At 56.6% G+C, this 20,437-nt stretch carries 16 protein-coding genes; 7 read left to right on the forward strand and 9 right to left on the reverse strand.

The genetic code is table 11. The annotated features are described in order from the left end of the window. Positions 1–17: 17 nt before the first annotated feature. The 5 genes from BLT01_RS11600 to BLT01_RS11620 form a co-directional block, all read right to left on the reverse strand. On the reverse strand, positions 18–1,565 hold the full coding sequence (locus BLT01_RS11600) for a PH domain-containing protein (protein WP_176765134.1): 1,548 nt from the start codon (positions 1,563–1,565) through the stop codon (positions 18–20). Beyond that, positions 1,558–2,037 (reverse strand): PH domain-containing protein, encoded by a 480-nt coding sequence (locus BLT01_RS11605; RefSeq protein WP_092097914.1) that lies wholly within the window; start codon positions 2,035–2,037, stop codon positions 1,558–1,560. Before BLT01_RS11605 ends, BLT01_RS11600 begins: the two co-directional genes overlap by 8 nt. Positions 2,038–2,249: 212 nt before the next feature. Continuing rightward, positions 2,250–3,698 carry a DEAD/DEAH box helicase gene (locus BLT01_RS11610; protein ID WP_092097917.1) on the reverse strand — a complete coding sequence of 483 codons (1,449 nt, stop codon included), beginning with the start codon at positions 3,696–3,698 and terminating at the stop codon, positions 2,250–2,252. A gap of 455 nt (positions 3,699–4,153) precedes the next feature. Next, the gene (locus BLT01_RS11615; RefSeq protein ID WP_092097920.1) at positions 4,154–5,530 is read right to left on the reverse strand and encodes a UDP-N-acetylmuramoyl-tripeptide--D-alanyl-D-alanine ligase; all 1,377 of its coding nucleotides are present in this window, start codon (positions 5,528–5,530) and stop codon (positions 4,154–4,156) included. A gap of 13 nt (positions 5,531–5,543) precedes the next feature. Further along, positions 5,544–6,626, reverse strand: a complete 1,083-nt coding sequence (locus BLT01_RS11620; RefSeq protein ID WP_092097922.1) for a D-alanine--D-alanine ligase — start codon at positions 6,624–6,626, stop codon at positions 5,544–5,546. 225 nt (positions 6,627–6,851) lie between these two features. On the opposite strand from BLT01_RS11620, the gene BLT01_RS11625 reads away from it, so the two are divergent. Next, positions 6,852–8,036 (forward strand): FtsW/RodA/SpoVE family cell cycle protein, encoded by a 1,185-nt coding sequence (locus BLT01_RS11625; protein ID WP_092097924.1) that lies wholly within the window; start codon positions 6,852–6,854, stop codon positions 8,034–8,036. Positions 8,037–8,092: 56 nt separating this feature from the next. Here the strand turns inward: BLT01_RS11625 and BLT01_RS15240 are convergent, their stop codons facing one another. After that, on the reverse strand, positions 8,093–8,230 hold the full coding sequence (locus BLT01_RS15240) for an Lmo0850 family protein (protein ID WP_008301280.1): 138 nt from the start codon (positions 8,228–8,230) through the stop codon (positions 8,093–8,095). Positions 8,231–8,492: 262 nt separating this feature from the next. Between BLT01_RS15240 and BLT01_RS11630 the strand changes: the two genes are divergently transcribed. From BLT01_RS11630 to BLT01_RS11645, 4 genes are all read left to right on the forward strand, one after another. Next, a complete protein-coding gene (locus BLT01_RS11630; RefSeq protein WP_092097985.1) occupies positions 8,493–8,801 on the forward strand; it encodes a metal-sensitive transcriptional regulator in 309 nt (102 codons plus the stop codon). Between the two features lie 14 nt (positions 8,802–8,815). Then, positions 8,816–9,025 carry a copper chaperone CopZ gene (gene copZ / locus BLT01_RS11635; RefSeq protein WP_092097926.1) on the forward strand — a complete coding sequence of 70 codons (210 nt, stop codon included), beginning with the start codon at positions 8,816–8,818 and terminating at the stop codon, positions 9,023–9,025. A gap of 75 nt (positions 9,026–9,100) precedes the next feature. Next, positions 9,101–11,512, forward strand: coding sequence for a heavy metal translocating P-type ATPase (locus BLT01_RS11640; RefSeq protein WP_092097928.1), 2,412 nt, complete (start codon positions 9,101–9,103; stop codon positions 11,510–11,512). Positions 11,513–11,659: 147 nt separating this feature from the next. Beyond that, entirely contained in the window at positions 11,660–12,829 is a 1,170-nt protein-coding gene (locus BLT01_RS11645; protein ID WP_092097930.1) for an MFS transporter, read from the forward strand. A 61-nt stretch (positions 12,830–12,890) separates the two neighbouring features. Here the strand turns inward: BLT01_RS11645 and BLT01_RS11650 are convergent, their stop codons facing one another. Together BLT01_RS11650 and BLT01_RS11655 are read right to left on the reverse strand one after the other, a co-directional pair. Beyond that, positions 12,891–14,531, reverse strand: coding sequence for a PAS domain S-box protein (locus tag BLT01_RS11650; RefSeq protein ID WP_092097932.1), 1,641 nt, complete (start codon positions 14,529–14,531; stop codon positions 12,891–12,893). A gap of 104 nt (positions 14,532–14,635) precedes the next feature. Further along, positions 14,636–15,955: an MFS transporter gene (locus BLT01_RS11655; RefSeq protein ID WP_092097934.1), complete on the reverse strand. Its 1,320-nt coding sequence runs from the start codon at positions 15,953–15,955 to the stop codon at positions 14,636–14,638. A gap of 124 nt (positions 15,956–16,079) precedes the next feature. Here BLT01_RS11655 and BLT01_RS11660 point away from each other — a divergent pair, with 124 nt between their 5' ends. Continuing rightward, positions 16,080–17,315 (forward strand): helix-turn-helix domain-containing protein, encoded by a 1,236-nt coding sequence (locus tag BLT01_RS11660; RefSeq protein ID WP_245696928.1) that lies wholly within the window; start codon positions 16,080–16,082, stop codon positions 17,313–17,315. A gap of 41 nt (positions 17,316–17,356) precedes the next feature. On the opposite strand, the gene BLT01_RS11665 is transcribed toward BLT01_RS11660, so the two are convergent. Next, positions 17,357–18,748 (reverse strand): L-cystine transporter, encoded by a 1,392-nt coding sequence (locus BLT01_RS11665; protein WP_092097938.1) that lies wholly within the window; start codon positions 18,746–18,748, stop codon positions 17,357–17,359. Between the two features lie 189 nt (positions 18,749–18,937). Here BLT01_RS11665 and cls point away from each other — a divergent pair, with 189 nt between their 5' ends. Then, on the forward strand, positions 18,938–20,389 hold the full coding sequence (cls, locus tag BLT01_RS11670) for a cardiolipin synthase (RefSeq protein ID WP_092097940.1): 1,452 nt from the start codon (positions 18,938–18,940) through the stop codon (positions 20,387–20,389). Positions 20,390–20,437: the final 48 nt, after the last annotated feature.

Genomic DNA, 20,437 nt, shown 5'->3' on the forward strand with positions numbered 1-20,437 from the left:
GGCCTGTCTGTATGGATTTATTCGCCCTGCGGAGCGGGAGTTCCTTCAACCGCCGCGTGTTTGTCCGCTCGATACCGGGGGTCATACCAGTCCATCAGCCCGTCGGCATCCGCCACATCGATATGCCGGATCGGCGCTTTGCTCGGCATGATACCCGACTTGAACGATGCAGTGACCGTTGCGACGTTCCGTCGCCGCTGGAAGATCGTCTGGCGTTCCTGCATCGACTGGACGCGCTTCCTGAACACATAGACCGTATGCAAGGTGAATTCACGCCAGCGGACGGTGAGCTGGCGGCCCGTGATGGCCCAGCCCGCGGAGCGGTGCTGCCAGAGTCCCAGGAGGATGATCACCGGAACGATCAGCAGCGACAGCAACCCGTACGGGAAGAGAAAGTAACCGGCTGCCGCAACCAGCGGGATGACCCAGAAAAAGTCCAGACGGTAATAAAACGGACGGGACCGTTCCGGGATGCGGTTCAGTTCCGCGGAAGTCTCGATTTCCGGGAAGAGTTCGGCCAGCAGGCGGTTGACTTCCCGTTTGCTCACGAGCGGGAACAGCCCGATGGCCGATCCCCCCTCCTGAACACTCCCCCCTGCACTATGGACCTTGACCGACACGTACCCGAGCAGCTTCTGGAACGGGTTCTCGCTTACGCGAACCGCCTGGATGCGCTTGAGCGGGACGGTGACGCGCTTTTTCTCAAGAAGCCCCCTTGAAATGAACAGGTCGTCCCCGTCAAACGAGACGGTAAACCCGTAGAATCCGAGATACGTCCAGGCAACCGACAGCACCCAGCCGGCCAGCATCAGGGCAAGGACCGCCGCTACGACCATGAACACGCCAAACCGGATAAATGCGACCAGTTCACCATAGATGGCTTCATATGGAAGGATATCGGAAAACTGCGACAGGAAAATCGCAATCCCCGAGAAGATGAGCCCGATCCTGCCGGAAAACGTTGCCAGGAGGAAAATCTCTTTCCTCCCCATCCTGAAGAGGGTCTTCGTTTCTTCTTCAGGCTCTCCGGCAGAAAGGATTCCGCCCGCTTTCCCGTCAATTTCCGGAGGCTCCTGCACGCCAGCACGGCGGCGGCGCTTCGCCTCGGAAATGACCTCGCTCACCCGCTCCGCCTCTTCACGGGTCACGGCAGTCAGGTCCGCATCCGCCCCTTCCAGCGTGGACGAGTTGCCCGCTGTCTCGATCTTCACCTTGACGAGCCCGAACGGCCGGTGAAGGATCCCCTCCGTATAGTCGACGCTCTGGATGCGCTCAAACGGGATGTAGCGCTTTTTCTTTACGAACAGGCCGTACTCGATCCGGAACTCCCCGTCTTCGAACCAGTAGACGAACCGTTTCCACTTGATAAAGCCGGCAACCGACGTAAAGATGACAAACGCGCCGAAAATCAGGAGGGTGAGGTTATCCATCCAGAAATTCCCTGTCCGTTCGCGTCCGATGCCGTTCGCCACGACCACGACCACGAGCGGGATAATCGCTTCTTTTAGTGTCTTCAGGAGCTCGATGACGGCGGTGATCCAGTGCAGCCTATTTTTCTCAGACATCATCTTCCGCCACCCTTGCGAGCACCGAAATCCTGCTTCTCAACTCATCAGCCTCATCCATCTGGAGCGCAGGGATCTCATGATTGGTCGCGGCCGTTGAGACGGTGATGCCGGAAAGGCCGTATTTCCGGAGGATCGGCCCCTGGCTCGTGTCGACATGCTGGACACGGACCATCGGCACGAGCGTCCGCTTCACGATGAACAGGCCGTGCTGAAGCTCGATTTCCGTTTCCCGTACTTCATACCGCCAGCGCTCCCAGCGGATTTTCGGAAACAGGAAAATCAGCAGATACGCCGCAAGCACGACGGCTGCGCCGGAAACGATATAAATCCAGACCGGTCCTTCGAATATGTATGCCAATACGCTTGCCGCGATTGCCGGAACGAGAACGATCAGCGTATAGAAGATTCCGTGGATCCTCCAGACGGTCAGTCCCTTTTCCGAAATGCGGTTCGCCGGTTCTTTTCTCATCCGGTTCACCCCTTCTTATCCCTTTCCATTGTATACGGAAACGCACGGGAAACGTTTCATTCATTCAATTTAATAACAGGCCGGAGCTTTTGGAAAGCAATTCGTCACTCTCAAAGGGTGAATCGTCATTTTCGGCGACCGAATCATCACTTTGATCAAACACAGAAAAACCCGGAAAGCCCATATTCGGCTTTCCGGGTTTTGTCATTGTCTTATCGGTTGCGCGGGCGTCCGCCTGGGCGACGTCCGTCGCGACGGCGGCTGTTGTCGCGGTTGTAACCACCGCTGCGGCCTTTGTAGCCGCCGCCGCTGCTGCGTCCGCCACGGTTTCCACCGCGGAACGGAAGCGGCTTTTCTTCCGTGATCTTGACCGGCGTATCGTCCGGCTCACGGGTAAGCGACTTAATCGCTGCTGCAATCAGATCAATGGCTTCGTTGTCCTGCAGCATTTCTTCTGCAAGGATGCGGTAGTCATTGAGCTCGTTCTTTTCAACAAGTTCCTTCAGTTGGCTGACAGCAAGCTTCTGCTGGCCGGCCAGCGCTTCGTCCTCGGATGGCGGACGAAGAGGCGTCATGCGCTTTTTCGTCGTTTCTTCAACCGTGCGGAGGTAACCCATCTCGCGCGGTGTGACGAAAGTGACGGCAACCCCGCTCTTGCCCGCACGGCCGGTACGGCCGATACGGTGGACGTAGCTTTCAGGATCCTGAGGAATATCGAAGTTGTAGACGTGTGTCACGCCCGAGATATCAAGGCCGCGGGCTGCAACGTCAGTCGCGACAAGGATATCGATTTTGCCTTCCTTGAACTGGCGGAGAACCGACAGGCGCTTTGCCTGTGTCAGGTCGCCGTGGATACCTTCCGCAAGGTAGCCGCGGAGGTTAAGCGCCTGAGCCACTTCATCAACACGGCGCTTTGTGCGTCCGAAGATGATGGCGAGTTCCGGCGTATGGACGTTCAGCAGGCGTGTAAGTGCTTCGAACTTCTCGCGTTCTTGCGCTTTTACGAAGAACTGCTCGATGTTCTCCACTGTCATTTCCTTCGCCTTGATGCGCACTTCTGCCGGCGACTTCATGTAGTTGTCCGCGATCTTGCGGATCGGGCCAGGCATCGTTGCCGAGAACAGGAGCGTCTGGCGCTCGGATGGAACGTTTTCGAGGATCGCGTTGATGTCCTCGATAAAGCCCATGTTCAGCATTTCGTCCGCTTCGTCGAGGACGAGTGTCTCAACACCGTGAAGCTTCATCGTGCCGCGTTTGATGTGGTCAAGAATCCGTCCCGGCGTGCCGACGACGATTTGCGGGCGGTTGCGCAGCGCACGGATCTGGCGTCCGATTTCCTGGCCGCCGTATACGGAAAGAATGCGCGCACGCTTGCCGTAGCCGATGCGGTAGATTTCTTCGGATACCTGAATCGCGAGTTCACGGGTCGGCGCGATGATCAGCGCCTGGATATCAGGGTTCTGCGTGTCGATCTTTTCGATGATCGGAACGCCGAATGCCGTCGTCTTGCCCGTACCTGTCTGTGCCTGGCCGATGACGTCCTTGCCCGCCTGCGCGAGTGGAATCGTCTCTTCCTGGATGGGTGTCGCCTCTTCAAACCCCATGCGTTCGAGTGAAAGCTGCGTGGAGTCACTGATGTTCAGATCAGAAAACTTTGTCAAATGTGTCAATCTCCTTATCCTTCATGTGATCATTGGATCCATTTTCAAATGAAGTCCGGCATGCCGTGCCGTTTCGGAGTTTTCAGTGTTGCCTGCCATCCCTCGGCAGGGCAGTGCGCTCGAAAAGTTCCGGTTGCTGCCGGGCGGTCCGACCGGAGAGGAACACGCCCTTCAACCGAACCGTTTCAAAAAAAACAACTCTTCCTTAAAAACGCGAAGAGTTCCCGTTCAAATGTATCCAATAGTTAGTAGTATACCATGGCACGGCTCTTCTTGCAATGAAACCGGCGCGGGCTAATGCCCGCGCGGCCCATTGGTGATGCCCGGACCGGATGCCGGATGCCGTTTCGGGCTTAGGCATCCGGGTTCGGACTCAGAATAGCAGATTCGGACTTGCGCCCATAAATCGGACTTGAAAGCCCTCTTCCGGATTTCCGATTTGATCAGGACCCTGTTTATAAGGTGTCCGCCAATTCCCCGATGATACGCTCAAGCGCCATTCCGCGGGAACCTTTCAGCAAAATGAGCGGTGCATGGCCAAGCCGGCTTTGCAGCTTCCCGGTGATTGGCGACAGATCTTCCCCGCTCCAGACGAGCCGGTCCGCCGGGAATTTCCCTTCCAGCTTCCTGAACAGGTGCGCCATCCGCGGCCCGTACAGGCAGACACCGTCAAAGTCCGCCGGATCCAGTTCTTCCGCAAGCCCTTCGTGTGCCGGCACTTCCAGTGCGCCAAGCTCCAGCATATCGCCGAGAACAACCCACTTTTCATTTCGCAATGCTGAACTCCTGACAAATCCGAGAGCGGCGCGCACGGATGTCGGCGCCGCATTATAGGCGTCGTTGATGAAAAGCGATCCGTTCGGCCCTTCCACGGTCTGCATGCGCATGCCGGTCAGCTCGACGGACTTGAGCGCTTCCCGGATCTGGTCATCGGTGAGTCCGGCTTCCCGGCCGATCAGGATGGCGGCAAGCGCATTTTTCGCCTGGTGCGCGCCGAGGACGGGAATCATGAACTCGCCTTCAGCAAGCCCTGTTGTCCGGAATATACTTCCCGCTTCCGACGGCTCGGCCGACAGGAGTCGGAGGCTGCACGTCTCCCCCTCCCCGAACGGCACCGCCGCGCTTTCCGGGAGGGTTTCCACATGCGGGCCGAGCAGCGGCTCGTCGCCGTCATAGAACAGTTTCCCGTCCGGCTGGAGGCCGTCGGTGATTTCTGATTTGGCTTTTGCAATGCCTTCCCGGGAGCCGAGGTCCTGCATATGCGCTTCGCCGATGTTCGTGATGACGGCATACTTCGGACGGGCCAGCGCGGACAGGAAGGAAATTTCCCCGAATCCGCTCATGCCCATTTCAAGCACCGCGTATTCGGTGTCTTCCGGGAGTGACAGGATCGTCAGCGGGAGGCCGAGCTGGTTGTTGTAGTTGCCTTCCGTTTTGCGCACACGGAAGTATGGCGAAAGCGTGCCCGCGACAAGATCTTTTGTCGACGTTTTGCCGTTCGAGCCGGTGATACCGATGATGACGGCATCCAGTTCCCCGCGGTAGCGGCGCGCCATCTGCTGGAGCGCCTGTTCCGGATCTTCGACGATGAGAACAGGAACGTCCTCGGGTGCTCCCGGAACGCCTTTTTGCCAGAGGGTGGCCGCGGCCCCTTTGTCGAATGCCTGCCGGACAAACCGGTGGCCGTCCGCCTGATCCCCCTTGAATGGAATGAACAGGTCGCCTTTATTCAATGTACGGGTATCGATCGACACGCCTGTGACGGCAGCTGTGCCGCCTGTTGGATGCGGCAGGCCGAGCCAGTCCGCAATTTCATTTAATGTTCGTTTCATAGAAAGGATTCCCTCAATCTTTGTTCGTATTCAGTGACTGTTTTTCCTGATAGCGCTCAAGGGCCAGCCGGATCAATTCTTCAAGCAGTTCCGGATACGGCAAGCCGGAGTTCTGCCAGAGAAGCGGGAACATGCTGGTCGGCGTGAAGCCGGGCATCGTGTTGACTTCGTTGATGAGCACGTCACCCTCCATTGTCAGGAAAAAGTCGGCACGCACAAGCCCCGAACAATCGAGCACCTTGAACGCCGCCTTTGCCGCGCGCTCCATTTCTTCGGCCGCTTTTTCCGGAACGTCCGCCGGGATGGTCAGGACCGTGTTCCCGTCCATGTATTTGGATTCGTAATCGTAAAAATCGGAAGCGGAGCTGATCTCGCCGACGACCGAGCATTTCGGCTCGTCATTGCCGAGAAGGGCCATTTCGATTTCACGCGCATCGACGCCCTGTTCGATGATGACTTTGCGGTCATAGCGCAGCGCTTCCTCAATGGCTTCAATCAGGCTCTCGCGGCCGGAAGCCTTCGAGATGCCGACGCTCGACCCGAGGTTTGCGGGTTTTACGAACACCGGCCAGCCAAGTCTCGATTCGGATTCATCGAGGATGCCGTCCCGATTTTTGTTCCATTCGCTGCGGATAAAGTGGACATACGGCACCTGGTTCAGCCCGGCCTGGGCAAACAGCTGCTTCATGATGACTTTGTCCATGCCGGCAGCGGATGCAAGCACCCCGTTCCCGACGTACGGAAGATCCAGAACTTCCAGGAGGCCCTGGACCGTGCCGTCTTCCCCGTTCGGCCCGTGAAGGAGCGGGATGACGACCGGCGGCGCTTCCGGCGTCTGCGCGGCAAGCGCAGCAATGCCGTCCGTGAGCCGCGCCGGTGCATCCGTGCCATTTTCCCCGATCATCAGGTCGGTGACATGCCCGGCCGGCCCTTCAAGAAGCGGGCCCGGCCGCCATTCCCCCTCCGGCGTGATGAATACCGGCGTGACTTCATACCGGTCAAAATCAAGTGCGTGTGTGACGGCGCGTGCAGTCGAAAGCGATACTTCGTGTTCCGCGGACTTGCCGCCATATAAAAGAAAGATGCGATTTTTCATGGTTAACCTCCATGTCTCGGATACTATCAGTGTAGCATGCATGAGCCATCCCGTTACAGAAGCCCGTTGAAAAAAACTGCTTGCGAAATCTTGATGAAACATTTTCCAGACCCGCGCGTCCTTTAAAGACGGAAGTCAGACAGGCATTCGGCACCGGTATGGGGTATAATGGTGCGTATTGCCGAAGCCATTCTGTGAAACTTTTAAACGACCGGGTGATCAATCATGAAACTGAATAATCGGGCGTCCGACCGCTTTGACTGGACGCTGGCGTTTATCTTGCTTTTGTTCCTTATCGTCAGCACCGTCGCCATCGCATCCGCGCAGACGACCGGCCAATATAATACGAATTTTGTCCCTTCCCAGATCCAGTGGTATGTCGTCGGGGCCGCCATCATCGCCGTGATGATGTATTTTGATCCGGAGCAGTACAAGAAAGCCGCCTGGATCATTTACGGAGGCGGGGTATTTCTCTTGTTCCTCCTCTTTATCCTTCCCGAAGGAATGGAACTTGTCGCCCGGCGAAACAATGCGAAAAGCTGGTTCCACCTGCCGGGGCTCGGCAGCATCCAGCCCGCCGAATTCATGAAGACCTTCTACATCATCGGGGCGGCACGCCTCATCACCATGCACAATGAAAAACACCTGAACCGCACGACCCAGACCGATCTGATGCTGTTGGGCAAGATCGCGGCTGTCCTCATTGTTCCGCTGTTCTTTATCCTGAAGCAGCCGGACCTCGGGACGGCGCTCGTCTTTATCGCCATCACGGCAGCACTCGTTCTCGTTTCCGGCATCACCTGGAAAATCATCGTACCGCTTTATGCGGGAACGGCCGCTTTGGGAACGCTTCTGATCTGGATGGCCGTCTACATGCAGGACTTCCTGGTGAAGACGTTCGGCTTCAGTGCGTACCAGTTTGCAAGAATCTATTCCTGGCTGGATCCGTACACGTATTCAAGCGATGAGGGCCGCCACCTGATCACGTCACTGAATGCGATCGGTTCCGGCATGATCAGCGGCAAGGGGTTCCAGGGCCGTGAAGTTTACGTGCCGGAGGCCCACACCGACTTTATCTTCTCGGTGATCGGAGAGGATTGGGGATTCATCGGAGCAAGCCTGGTCATCAGCCTGTACTTCGTCCTGATCTATCACCTGACCCGGACAACGCTCCAACTGAAGGATCCGTTCTCGACGTATGTATGTACCGGGATTATCGCCATGATCACGTTCCACGTGTTCCAGAACATCGGCATGACCATCCAGCTCCTGCCGATCACGGGAATCCCGCTTCCGCTCATCAGCTACGGCGGGAGTTCCATCATGGGCAACATGCTCGCCCTCGGGCTCGTGTTCAGCATGAACTTCCACCACCGGACCTATATGTTCTCGGCGGATCCGGAAGATTAAGGGCCCAAACAAAAGCTCCCGCCTCGCTAAAATCGAGGCGGGAGCTTTTTTGAAGCTTAGGTCGTGGGTGCCTGGGAGCCAGAGGGCGGCGCAAGGGCTTTCAGCAAATCGAGTCGCGACTTGGTCAGCGTCACCGGAATGCCTAATGCTGTAATCCGCTCTGCGATCGTCTTGACGTCCTTTTTCTGGGCCATCCGTTCCACCTCTTCCTTCCTTCAGTATGACGCGGCAACCGGGAGCAAAGTTGCAGGAAACATGGATGATACCGAACGTTCTATATACACATCCTTACTATACCACCGGCACTGTGCGGCAAATCTTTCAATACTGTTACAATTGTTGCCTTTCCGTAAATGATTGATTCCGAAAAAACCGAGTGGAAAAAGTTTGATTGCATACCCCTTGGTGGTATAATGAAATCAACAAAGGAGGCGGTGCCCATTGACGACGGAGCCAATGGAAAGTCCGGTCCATGAAGCGTCCTGCCGGAAAAGCCACCAGACGCCCGAGGTGAAGAAGAACCTGGCCACCCGGCTGAACCGGATCGAGGGCCAAGTGCGCGGCATCCGGGGCATGATCGAGCGGGATGTTTACTGTGACGATGTCATCACCCAACTGGCTGCGACGCAGTCCGCCCTCAACAGCGTGGCGCGGATCCTGCTTGACGGGCACCTGAAAGGATGTGTCCGTGACCGGCTTCTCGAAGGGGACGATGAAGTCCTGGATGAACTGACCGTCACCATCCAAAAACTGATGAGAAAATAAGGAGGAGATTCAGAATGGCAACCAATCTCGTACTTCAAGTGGAAGGCATGAGTTGCAACCATTGTGTAAATGCTGTTGAAAATGCGGTCCGCGGCTTGAATGGAGCCGATACCGTCAAAGTCAATCTTGAGGCAGGCACTGTTGAAGTGGCCTACAACGAAGACCTCGTAAACGACCAGCAGATCAAGGATGCGATCGAGGAACAGGGCTACGATGTAAAGTGATCATCGGCTGCGGGAAACCGCAGCTTTTCCCGGAATTTCTATATACCCCCCTCCCCTATGAAAGGATGAATGGCCATGAGCAATGATAAGCGTGAACTTGCCATCACCGGCATGACATGCGCCGCCTGCGCGAATCGGGTCGAGAAAGGCCTGGGCCGGATGGAAGGTGTAGAGTCCGCGACGGTCAACTTTGCAACCGAGAAGGCAACCGTCGAATTCGACAGCACCAAAACGGACATTCCTTCCATCGAAGAGAAAATCCGCAACCTCGGCTACGATGTGGCCAAACAGGACGCCGAGCTGGAGATCATGGGCATGACGTGCGCCGCCTGCTCGGCCCGGATCGAGAAAGTGGTCGGGAAGATGCCGGGCGTCTCCCAGGCAAACGTCAACCTGGCACTCGAGACCGGCCATGTCACCTACGACCCGGCTCAATTGGATCCGGAAGCGATCATTGAACGGATCCGGAAAATCGGCTACGACGCCCGGCTCAAGCAGGAGGACGATGGCGCTCCCGACCACCGGAAAGAGGAAATCCGCAAAAAGACCAGATTGTTCATCATCTCGGCGGTCCTCTCCCTCCCGCTGCTCTGGACGATGGTCGCCCACTTCTCGTTCACCGAGTGGATGTACGTGCCGGAAATCCTGATGAATCCGTATGTGCAGTGGGCGCTTGCGACACCGGTCCAGTTCTGGATCGGATGGACGTTTTATAAAGGCGCATACCACTCGCTCCGGAGCGGCAGCGCGAACATGGACGTCCTTGTTGCGCTCGGCACCTCGGCGGCCTACTTCTACAGCGTGTACCTCGTTCTTGCCCATGCAGGAAGCGGGCACATCCCCGGGTTGTATTTTGAAACAAGCGCTGTCCTGATCACATTGATCCTTCTCGGAAAAGTGTTCGAGGCAAGGGCAAAGGGCCGATCTTCGGAGGCCATCCAAAAGCTGATGGGCCTGCAGCCGCAGACCGCGACGGTTGAGCGGGACGGCCGGATGGAAGAAGTTCCGGTGGCGGAAGTCGCGGAAGGAGATATTCTCGTCATCCGGCCCGGAGATTCCATCCCGGTCGATGCTCTGGTTTTGTCGGGCAATTCCGCTTTAGATGAATCGATGCTGACGGGAGAGAGCCTTCCTGTCGACAAGTCAGAGGGGGATACGCTATTCGCCGCCACGGTGAACGGGAACGGCTCTCTCCGCGCAAAAGCCATCAGCGTCGGCAAAGATACAGTGCTCGCTTCCATCATCCGCACTGTGGAAGAGGCACAAGGGTCGAAAGCACCCATCCAACGGCTTGCCGATCGGATCTCAGGCATTTTCGTTCCGGTCGTCGTCGGCATCGCGGTCCTCACATTCCTCGTCTGGTACTTGATCGTGGATCCGGGCAACTTTGCCCAATCGCTGGAAAGCATGATCGCCGTCCTCGTCATCGCCTGCCCTTGTGCACTGGGCCTTGCGACACCGACCTCAATCATGGCCGGCTCCGGACGCTCCGCCGAGCAAGGCATCTTGTTCAAGACGGCGGAAGCCATCGAAGGGACCAAGCAGATCGACACCGTTGTCCTCGACAAAACAGGCACCGTGACAAAAGGCAAACCGGAAGTGACAGACTTTCTTACTTCGGCCGTTCTGGACCGTGATGACCTGATCAGGGCGGCAGCGGCTGCCGAGAAGGAATCGGAGCACCCGGTCGCAGCCGCCATCACGGCATTCGGCGAAGAGCGGGCGTCCGCCCTGCCCCGGGCGACCGGCTTCTCCTCGATTCCGGGACACGGAATCGAAGTCCGGGTCGGTGACAGCGACCTCCTTCTCGGAAACCGGAAACTGCTGGAAGATCGCGGCATTCCGATCGACCCTTCGATTGCCGACATCGGCGCGCTTGAAGACGAAGGAAAAACCGTGATGTTCATGGCAGCGGACGGACAGCATGCCGCTGTCATTGCGGTCGCCGACACGCTGAAGGACACTTCCGCGGAAGCCGTACGCGAACTGAAAGAATCCGGCATCGATGTTATCATGCTGACCGGAGACCAGCCGCGCACCGCTGAAGCGATCGCCCGCACCGCCGGCATCGACCATGTCATCGCCGGTGTCCTTCCAGAGAAAAAAGCGGCCGTCGTCAAAGACCTGCAGGAAAAAGGCCGGAAAGTCGCCATGGTCGGCGATGGCATCAACGACGCGCCGGCACTGGCCACCGCCGATATCGGCATGGCCATGGGCACCGGCACCGCTGTGGCGATGGAAGCCGCGGACGTCACCCTCATGCACGGCGATCTGAAACGGGTCTCCGACACGCTCCGTATGAGCAAACTGACCGTACGCAACATCAAACAGAACCTGTTCTGGGCACTTGCCTACAATTCAGTCGGCATCCCGATCGCCGCCGCCGGATTTCTCGCCCCATGGGTTGCCGGCGCCGCGATGGCATTCAGTTCGGTATCGGTCGTCCTGAACGCCCTCAGGCTGCAGCGCGTGAAATTAAGGGACTGATGAACGTGTGAAGCCGCTCTCCTGGTTGGAGGGCGGCTTCATTTGTCAACGCCGTCACTGTCGCGAAGACCTTCTTCATTTGTCACTTCCCCTCTCTCCGGAGTAGAATGAAGGCATTATATGTTTTCCTGAAGGCAGGTCTTTCTTATGAAAAAGTCAATTCTTCTTCTGATGTCGGTCCAGTTTCTCGTCTATCTGGGGTTCGGGATCATCATCCCTGTGTTGCCCGAGGTCGTGGTGGCGCAGGGCTTCGCTGAGATGCATGTCGGCGGGCTGCTGACTGTCTATGCGCTGGCGTCCTTCTTTACCGCACCACTCTGGGGGGCGTATTCCGACAGGACAGGACGGAAGAAGCTGATCGCGATCGGACTGGCCGGATTCAGCCTGAGCTTTTTCCTGTTCGCGGCGTTCACCCATTCTCTTGCGATGATGTATGTATCGCGGGCGGTCGGCGGGCTGTTTTCAGGGGCGCTGTACACGGCGGTCACGGGCTTTGTCGCCGACCTGACCGATGAAGAAAACCGGAACAAGTACATGGGGCTTCTCGGGATGTCGATCGGGCTCGGCTTCATTTTCGGCCCGGCGATCGGCGGCATCCTCGGCGATATCAGCCTTTCGCTGCCCTTCACCGCGTCGGGCACGCTCGTCCTTCTCCTGCTTGTCTACGCCATGATTATTCTGAAGGAGCCGGAGCGCAAAGGGGAAGCGAATAAGCGCTCGATTGTTCCCGAAGGTGCCGGCAAGTTGTGGAGGTACCGCATCCGGTATCTGTTCATCATGTCATTTATGGTGACATTCCTTCTGGCGGGCATCGAGGCGACATTCCAGCTGTTCCAGATGCACAAAATCGAAATCACACCGAAGCAGATCGGCTACCTGTTCCTCTTTAGCGGACTGGTCGACGCGGCCATTCAGGGCGGAGTCGTCCGCCGGGTAAAAAACGGCATGGAAACGAAAGTCATCCTGATCGCCCAGGTCGTGACGGCAGCCGGGCTTGCCCTCATGGTATTTACCGGCAGCCTGTTCTGGGCGGGACTTTCCCTCTGCGTGTTCACGGCAGGAAACGCGCTCGCGCGAACGGTCCTCGTGTCACTGACGACAAAGGAGTCGGGTGGCCGCTACGGCACCGCCGCCGGCATGAGTTACTCGATGGATAACGTCGGGCGCATTGCCGGACCATTGCTGTTCACCTGGCTGTTCACACAGATGCCGGACGGTGTGTACTGGATTTCCGCCGCGCTTGCCTTGTTATCGGTAGGATTGATTTTCCTCTACAGGAAGTCCGGAAAGTCGCTTCGCGAAACCGCTGTCTCATAAATCGGAAAAACCGCCTTCGGATCAGGGATCCAAGGGCGGTTTTTCTCTTGTTGGGGCTGCGTCACTCCACAATGCGGTACCGGTTCGGGCCTTTTTTCTTCGCATCATACATCGCCCGGTCAGCGTGTTTCAGCAGGGCATCCGTGGATTGCCGGCGCGGGCCGGCAAAAGCGATGCCGATACTCGTGCTGACGGGGACCACATGTCCCCCGGCGACGATAGGCTCTCTGAGCGCCCCGATAACACGCCCGGCAAGCGTTTCGGCTTCCTCGTAAGTCATGCAGTCCGTGATGAGAATCACAAATTCATCCCCTCCGAAGCGGGCAGCAAGCACATGGTCGGCCGCACTTTCAATCCGGTGGCTGAACGCACGGATGACTTCATCACCGACGCTATGGCCCCATGTGTCGTTGACCACTTTAAAACGGTCAAGGTCCATCAGGGCGACAGCGAACCGCTTTCCGGTCTTTTTATACTCGGCGATCCGGTCTTCCAGGCGATTCAGGAACAGCCGGCGGTTCGGCAGGCCGGTCAGCGGGTCATGATAGGCATAGCGCTCAAGGCGCTCTTCATCCGCCTTCTGCCGGCTGATGTCTCTGACGACAACCACCATATGCTGGAATTCCCCGTGCGTTCCCCGTACGGCGGACGCGTTCAGCTCAGACCAGATCCAGCTCCCATTTCGGCAGAGGACCCGGAGGCGGATCTGAAAAACGTGACGGCCTTCGAGAATCTCCTCATATCCTTTGATCAGGTTCGGGAAGTCATCAGGATGGACGAGGTCTCCGGTCTCTTTCCCGACAACATCCGCCGGGTCATAACCGTATTGGGCTTTTATGGACGGTGAGGCATATAACAGCCGCCAGCTGCCGTCGATTGTGACTATGACATCACTCACGTTTTCTGCGATGATTTCAAACTGATTCTGGCTTTCCAGATAAAGATGGGCCAGTTTGTCGAGTTCGCGCATATCCTTCAGGTTCGCGTAATAGCTGATCGGCTTGCCGGCAGGAGCGACCGGCGTGAACTTCAAGAGACACCCGACAGGCCGGCCATCCTCCGGCTGGACGTCGATGCGGACATCCTGCAAATTTCCTGCCGCGGCCAGAGAGAACGCAGCCCCCATCAGACTTCGCGCCTGTTCCGAAACCAAGCTTGAAAAGGGTCTGCCGTATAGAGCTTCGCCGGATACCCCAAACAGCCGGAGGGCGGCGGGGTTCGCCCCGGTGATTTCCCCCCTCGGATCAAGTTCCAGGACTGCATCCCCGTTATTTTCAAAAAGAGCGCGGAAGCGGGAAGTGCTTTCTTCCAGCATCAATTCATTTTGCTTTCTCCCTGTAATGTCTTTGACTAGTGCGATCACGTACCGGATTTCCCCTTTTTCGGAGAGAGGCGTAAGCATGACTTCCGAATACCGCCCCTCCCCGTCTGACGCCGTGTACTCATCCTCGTAAACCGCCTGTTCCCCTCTTTGCACGACTTCTATGTAACGCTTTGCCAGTTGCCCCCCGACATTTCCACTAAACACTTCCCTGATCGTCTTTCCGATATGCTCATCACCGAATCCCAGCTCTTCCCTGGCCTTCCGGTTGATCCATTCATAGATGAATTCACCGTCCCGTCCAACTTTCATGATGAACAGCATTTCACCGAATCCGTCAGCGAGCACCCGCTCCATCAAACTGAGTTGTATCCTGCCCATCGCTAACCCTCCATCCCAATCATTACCTTACAACCATTATAGAGGAAAATACTGCTAAACAGAAATGGACGGGCGATGTGCGCCCGTCCGGTCCTTGTTCCGTATTATTTTGCTGCAGGTGCCGGGTTCTCCGGTCCTTTCGGATGTCTGCCGGCAAGTTCCGGATGCGCTTTCCGAACCACGGACGGGCGGGCCAGCGTCAGGACAACCGCGATCAGCACGGCTGCCGATACGATGAGGATCCATTCGGCAGGAAGCAGGTCATACAAAAAGCCGTAAAGCACCGTGCCAAGCGGCATGAGGGCCATCGCCATCGTCTCAAGAATGGCAAACACGCGGCCTTTGTAATCGTCGTCCACGCCTTTTTGCATCATGACCTGGATCGGGGTGTTGACGAGGATCATGACCATCCCGAATGCGAACATGACCGATGCATAGAAGATGACGAGTCCCTTGTACGGGAGACTCACCAGGACCGGAAGTGCGACGGATGCCATGATCAGCCCCATCGTCACGATGCCCCACTTGGAGACGAGCAGCGGATACTTCACTTCTTTCCTGACACTCAGACCAATCGACATGAGAAGCATTCCGACCGCAAACGCCCCTTCCGTCATGCCGAAGTGCTCGGAAGCCACCTTCATCTTTTCGATCAGGATATAGGAGTAGCCGACCTGGAAGGCCCCGAACAGGAAGTTGATGAACAGCGAAATCCAGATGATCGACAGGATGATCGGCTGTGTTTTCAGGTAAGTGATGCCCGCCTTCATGCTCTGCAGGAGCGGCTCCTTTACAGGCCCTTCCCCGGTCGCTTCCCCCGTGTCCGCCTTGCGGTTAAAGAGCCGGAAGTTCATCGTCGCTTCGAGGATGAGCGCGACGGTTTCTGCCGCCATGAACAGGATCAGGAACAGGTTCATTGAAACGGTGCCGTAGAGCAGGCCGCCGACCGCGGGCGCACCGATGGCGGCGATCGAGATCGACATCTGATTCAGCGACATCGCCTTCTGGATGCGCGCCTCATCGACCAGGCCGGTGATGGCCGCGGAAAAGGAAACGCCCGAAAACGAAGCGGCCAATGAGATGAGCGCTGTTGTGACATAGATTGCAGGGAGTGAGAGCCCGTATATCAGGCTGATGGAAAGCAACCCGCCGACCGCGAGCACGATTGCTCCCTGAGCGGTGAGGACAATCGTTTTTTTCGGCCAGCGATCCGCGGCATAGCCTGCAAACGGTGCCGCAATCGTCCTGGGAAGGATGCTGCAGATCAGGTTCATCGCAAAACTTGCCGCAGACCCTGTGAGCTGAAGGATGTAGAAACTGACGGCAAACGTGTAGACCTGGGCACCAAATGCGGAAATCAGCTTGCTCGCCGTGAATGTCCAAATATGATAAGTGGCGCGGCGGCGTTTCATCGCCTGTTCCATTTCAATACACCCCGATGTTTAATTTTATTAAACAAATCATATCATGCCTTTTCCTTCACAAGCAAGCAATTGTTTAATAAAATTAAACTATGCAAAAAATATGGAGGTGCTCCCTTTGGAAACAATGGGCGAACGGATCCGCCGGCTGCGAAAAGAGCGGGATATGACGCTCCAGGAACTGGCCGGCGATCAATTATCAAAGGGAATGCTTTCCCTCATTGAAAATAATAAGGCGCAACCCTCGATGGAGAGCCTTTCCCATATCGCCGCGCAACTGAATGTCCCGGCCTCGGACCTGCTTGAGGAAAGCAGCAGGGAGAAACTTAAGAAGCTGCTGGATGAAGCGGAAGGATACGCTTCGGTCAGGGCGATGGATGAAGGGGCCCGGGAAGCCAGGCAAAAACTTGTCCGGCTCATCGCCCCTCACCTCAGTGAAATGGGAGAAGGCTATGAATCGGGCAGGCTGCTCGAAATGTATGGACGGTCTCTTCACGATCTGGATGGGGATGGATGGGAGGAGCCGATCAACCGGGCATCCGCCATTTACGACTCGCTGAATATTGTCCCGCGCAGGGCTGCCATCGGCATGTTCCGCGCACAACTCCTGTTTGCGGAGCATGAGTATACAGAAGCCTTGGAGACGCTGAACCGGGAACGGGAAGCCCTCGACCAAAGAGGACTTTTCATCGAACCGATGACCCGCCTTGACTTTGACTATTTGCAGGCTGCCCTTCTCTATGCGGTAGGCAATACGGAAGAGGCCATCGCTGTCATGGAACGCGCGCTCGCCTTTTCCCGGGAACATGATCTTTACTACCATATGAGCGATTGGTACCGGCTGGCCTCGATCCACGCACTGATGGCCGGTATGGACAATGAGTACTGGCATTACCGGACTAAACTCCGCCAGTATGCGGAGTTTGCGGAAGACAAGGAGACGGCCGGCTTCCTGGACTTTCTTGATATCCATGAACTGAATTCATTCCGCAATGACTATGCGGAAGCATACCGCCGGATACAGGATTGGCCGGATGATCCGGAAACTGCCTTGCCAGATCCCCTCCATTCCCCGTACATGTCTCTGGAAACCGGAAAGGCCCTCTCCGGTCTCGGCCGCCACAAGGAAGCGCTCGAGGCGCTTGAACGGGCACTTGTCCCCCGCGAGTTTATCCACCATCCGATCGACCTGTCGATTTTCATGGAGGGAGAAGCCTACAAAGCGGAATCCCTTTGGGAGACCGGTGAAACCGGCAGGGCGCGGGAATTGATCCGTGACGTTGCCGAACGGATCGGCCCCCTTCCCCGGACGCCCTACAAAAACCGGGTGCAACAGGTACACGAACGCCTTACACCCCATTAAAAAGATGCCGCCCTGTATGGGGACGGCATCTTTTTTCAATATTAAGCATCAATCGGCTGCGCTTTGAGGTCACCGTTGTACACATCGCGGTTGACTTCCTTGTTTACGGTGGCCGCCGTCACGCCAGCGGTCATCGAGCCGCTGACGTTAAGGGCGGTCCGGCCCATGTCGATGAGCGGCTCGACCGAGATGAGTACTCCGGCGAGTGCGACCGGCAGGTTCATCGCCGACAAAACGAGGATTGCGGCAAATGTGGCACCGCCGCCGACGCCCGCCACGCCGAACGAACTGATCGCGACGACAGCGATAAGCGTCGCAATAAAGCCCGGATCAAGCGGGTTGATGCCGACGGATGGCGCAATCATGACGGCAAGCATCGCCGGATAAATGCCCGCACAGCCATTTTGTCCGATTGAGAGGCCGAACGATCCGGCGAAGTTCGCAGTCGCATCCGGAAGGCCGAGACGGTCCGTCTGCGTCTTGATGTTGAGCGGCAGCGTGCCCGCGCTGGAACGGGAAGTAAATGCGAAAAGAAGCGTCTCGGACGTTTTCTTCAGGTACGTCACCGGGTTGAGTCCATTCAGGGCAATGATGATCAGATGAACCAGGAACATGGCGATCAGCGCCGCGTAAGACGCAATGACGAACTTGCCGAGATTGGCGATCGCCCCGAAATCGGACGTCGCGACCGTGCGGGCCATGATTGCCAGGATTCCGTACGGCGTCAGGCGGAGGATCAGCTTGACGACGCGCATGACAAGCGCATAGATGGCGTCGATTCCCTTTTTCACCATTGCGGCGTTTTCCGGCTCTTTTCGTCCGATGCCGAGATATGCGACGCCCAGGAACGCGGCAAAGATGACGACACCGATCGTTGATGTCGGGCGGGCGCCCGTCAGATCGAGAAACGGGTTGGCCGGAATCAGCTCGGTGATCTGCTGCGGCAAGGTCTTGCCGGCCACTTCCGAAGAACGCTCTTCGAGGTCCGCACCACGCTCCATTTCTGCCGTACCCTGCACAAGTTCGGATGCATCCAGGTTAAAGACAAGTGCCGACCCGATGCCGATTGCCGCTGCAAGTGCGGTCGTGCCGACCAGCATGCCTAGCACCAAACCCGCCGTCTTCCCAAAGTTTTTGCCGGTCGTCACTTTGGTGAACGCGGCAAGAATCGATATGAAGACGAGCGGCATGACGATCATCTGAAGAAAGCGGACATAGCCCGTGCCGAGAATGTTGAACCAATCCACGGAATCGGCCAGCACTTCGGAATCGGTCCCGTAAATGAGGTGCAGGACCAGGCCGAAAAGAATTCCGAGACCGAGACCTGTAAAGACCCGGTTCGAGAACGAGACATGCCGGCGCTGCATATAAAACAAGACACCGACGAGAGCGAGCATGGCAGCGATGTTGATGACAACCAGCCAGGTATTCATATTCTTCCCCCCAATTATTTTGATGTTCCCCCGATGAGGATTCTTACTTTACAAAAGTACAAGCATCAGGATAATCGGTTTATTCCTATAAGTCAAGTAGGTTTTATCGGCATCTTCCCCTCCATTCGTGTTTTCTGCGGTCTAACGTTATACTGTCCTTAGACAGATCATACGCAACTGGAGGTTCTCATGGTACAGTTCATCACGTACACAACGGTCGCGGTCTTTATCCTGAACATCTTCCTCGCGATTGCCCTGATTTTCCTTGAGAGGCGCGATCCGACTTCGACCTGGGCCTGGTTGCTGGTCCTGTTCTTCATCCCTATTTTCGGATTCTTCATATATCTGATGTTCGGCAGGCAGCTGCGGAAAAAGCAGCTGTTCCGCTGGGAAGACAGGAACAAAATCGGGATTGAGCAGCTTGTCAATTACCAGATCGAGGCGATTGAGGACGGAACGTTCGACTTCAGGCTGGACGACACCGCCCATTACCGGGACATGGTGTATCTTCATCTCAGGAACAACCACGCCCTCCTGACCCAGGACAACGATGTGGAGATTTTCAATGACGGCGGCAAAAAGTTCGAGGCGCTTTTGGATGATCTTGAGCACGCCAAAGATCATATCCATATCCAATACTATATTTTCAGACTCGATGATTTAGGCCGGCGCATCTTGGATACGCTCATCCGGAAAGCGAAAAGCGGAGTCAACGTGCGCGTGCTTTACGATGATATCGGCTCCCGCGGGCTCCGGAAACGCCATTTCCGGGATCTGACCGCGGCGGGCGGCGAAGTGGAGGCGTTCTTCCCTGCCATCCTCCCGCTCATCAATCCCCGGATGAACTACCGGAATCACCGCAAGATTGCAATCATCGACGGCCGCGTCGGGTATGTGGGCGGATTCAACGTTGGGGATGAGTATCTCGGGCTAAACCGCAAGTTCGGATATTGGCGCGACACCCACCTCCGGATCGAGGGCAGTGCCGTCCACCCGCTGCAGACGCGGTTCACCTTGGACTGGAACCAGGCTTCCGCCTCCCATGACATCGAATACCATGAGCGTTACTTCCCGGCCATCCCCAGGAAGGGTTCCGTCGGCCTGCAGATCGTATCGAGCGGTCCCGATGAACAATGGGAGCAGATCAAGGACGGCTACCTGAAGATGATCCACCTGGCGAAAAAGTACATCTACATCCAGACGCCGTACTTCATCCCTGATGCCAGTTTCCTTGATGCCCTGCGGATTGCCTGTTTGTCGGGCATCGATGTCCGCATCATGATTCCGAACAAGCCGGACCACATGTTTGTCTACTGGGCGACCTACTCGCATGTCGGCATCCTGCTTCGCGCGGGTGCCAAGGTCTATGTTTACGAAAATGGATTTATCCATGCAAAAATGATCGTGGTCGACGATGAAGTCGCAACTGTCGGGACCGCCAACATCGATGTCCGAAGCTTTAAGCTGAACTTCGAGATCAATGCATTCCTCTATGACCGTGAAAAATCCCATGAGCTCGCAGAACTGTTCGAACAGGATATGCGGCTTTCCACGGAATTGACTCTTGAAGACTACGAGAACCGGACCACCAACATCCGGCTCAAGGAATCGGTTTCCCGCCTCCTGTCGCCGATCTTGTAAGGACGGCAAAAAGCCCTCCCGCACGGGTGTTCCGTGCGGGAGGGCTTT

Origin of the sequence: Bhargavaea beijingensis, assembly GCF_900101985.1 — a bacterium.
In the GTDB taxonomy this organism is placed as follows: Bacteria; Bacillota; Bacilli; order Bacillales_A; family Planococcaceae; genus Bhargavaea; species Bhargavaea beijingensis.

Excerpts from the sequence above, each read along its gene's own strand:
- BLT01_RS11600 (WP_176765134.1), bottom strand. The coding sequence starts at position 1,565 with ATGTCTGAGAAAAATAGGCTGCACTGGATCACCGCCGTCATCGAGCTC.
- BLT01_RS15240 (WP_008301280.1), bottom strand. The coding sequence starts at position 8,230 with ATGGCCCAGAAAAAGGACGTCAAGACGATCGCAGAGCGGATTACAGCA.
- copZ (WP_092097926.1), top strand. The coding sequence starts at position 8,816 with ATGGCAACCAATCTCGTACTTCAAGTGGAAGGCATGAGTTGCAACCAT.
- cls (WP_092097940.1), top strand. The coding sequence starts at position 18,938 with ATGGTACAGTTCATCACGTACACAACGGTCGCGGTCTTTATCCTGAAC.
- BLT01_RS11615 (WP_092097920.1), bottom strand. The coding sequence starts at position 5,530 with ATGAAACGAACATTAAATGAAATTGCGGACTGGCTCGGCCTGCCGCAT.
- BLT01_RS11655 (WP_092097934.1), bottom strand. The coding sequence starts at position 15,955 with ATGGAACAGGCGATGAAACGCCGCCGCGCCACTTATCATATTTGGACA.
- BLT01_RS11660 (WP_245696928.1), top strand. The coding sequence starts at position 16,080 with ATGGGCGAACGGATCCGCCGGCTGCGAAAAGAGCGGGATATGACGCTC.
- BLT01_RS11625 (WP_092097924.1), top strand. The coding sequence starts at position 6,852 with ATGAAACTGAATAATCGGGCGTCCGACCGCTTTGACTGGACGCTGGCG.
- BLT01_RS11650 (WP_092097932.1), bottom strand. The coding sequence starts at position 14,531 with ATGGGCAGGATACAACTCAGTTTGATGGAGCGGGTGCTCGCTGACGGA.
- BLT01_RS11605 (WP_092097914.1), bottom strand. The coding sequence starts at position 2,037 with ATGAGAAAAGAACCGGCGAACCGCATTTCGGAAAAGGGACTGACCGTC.
- BLT01_RS11620 (WP_092097922.1), bottom strand. The coding sequence starts at position 6,626 with ATGAAAAATCGCATCTTTCTTTTATATGGCGGCAAGTCCGCGGAACAC.
- BLT01_RS11665 (WP_092097938.1), bottom strand. The coding sequence starts at position 18,748 with ATGAATACCTGGCTGGTTGTCATCAACATCGCTGCCATGCTCGCTCTC.
- BLT01_RS11630 (WP_092097985.1), top strand. The coding sequence starts at position 8,493 with ATGGAAAGTCCGGTCCATGAAGCGTCCTGCCGGAAAAGCCACCAGACG.
- BLT01_RS11640 (WP_092097928.1), top strand. The coding sequence starts at position 9,101 with ATGAGCAATGATAAGCGTGAACTTGCCATCACCGGCATGACATGCGCC.
- BLT01_RS11645 (WP_092097930.1), top strand. The coding sequence starts at position 11,660 with ATGAAAAAGTCAATTCTTCTTCTGATGTCGGTCCAGTTTCTCGTCTAT.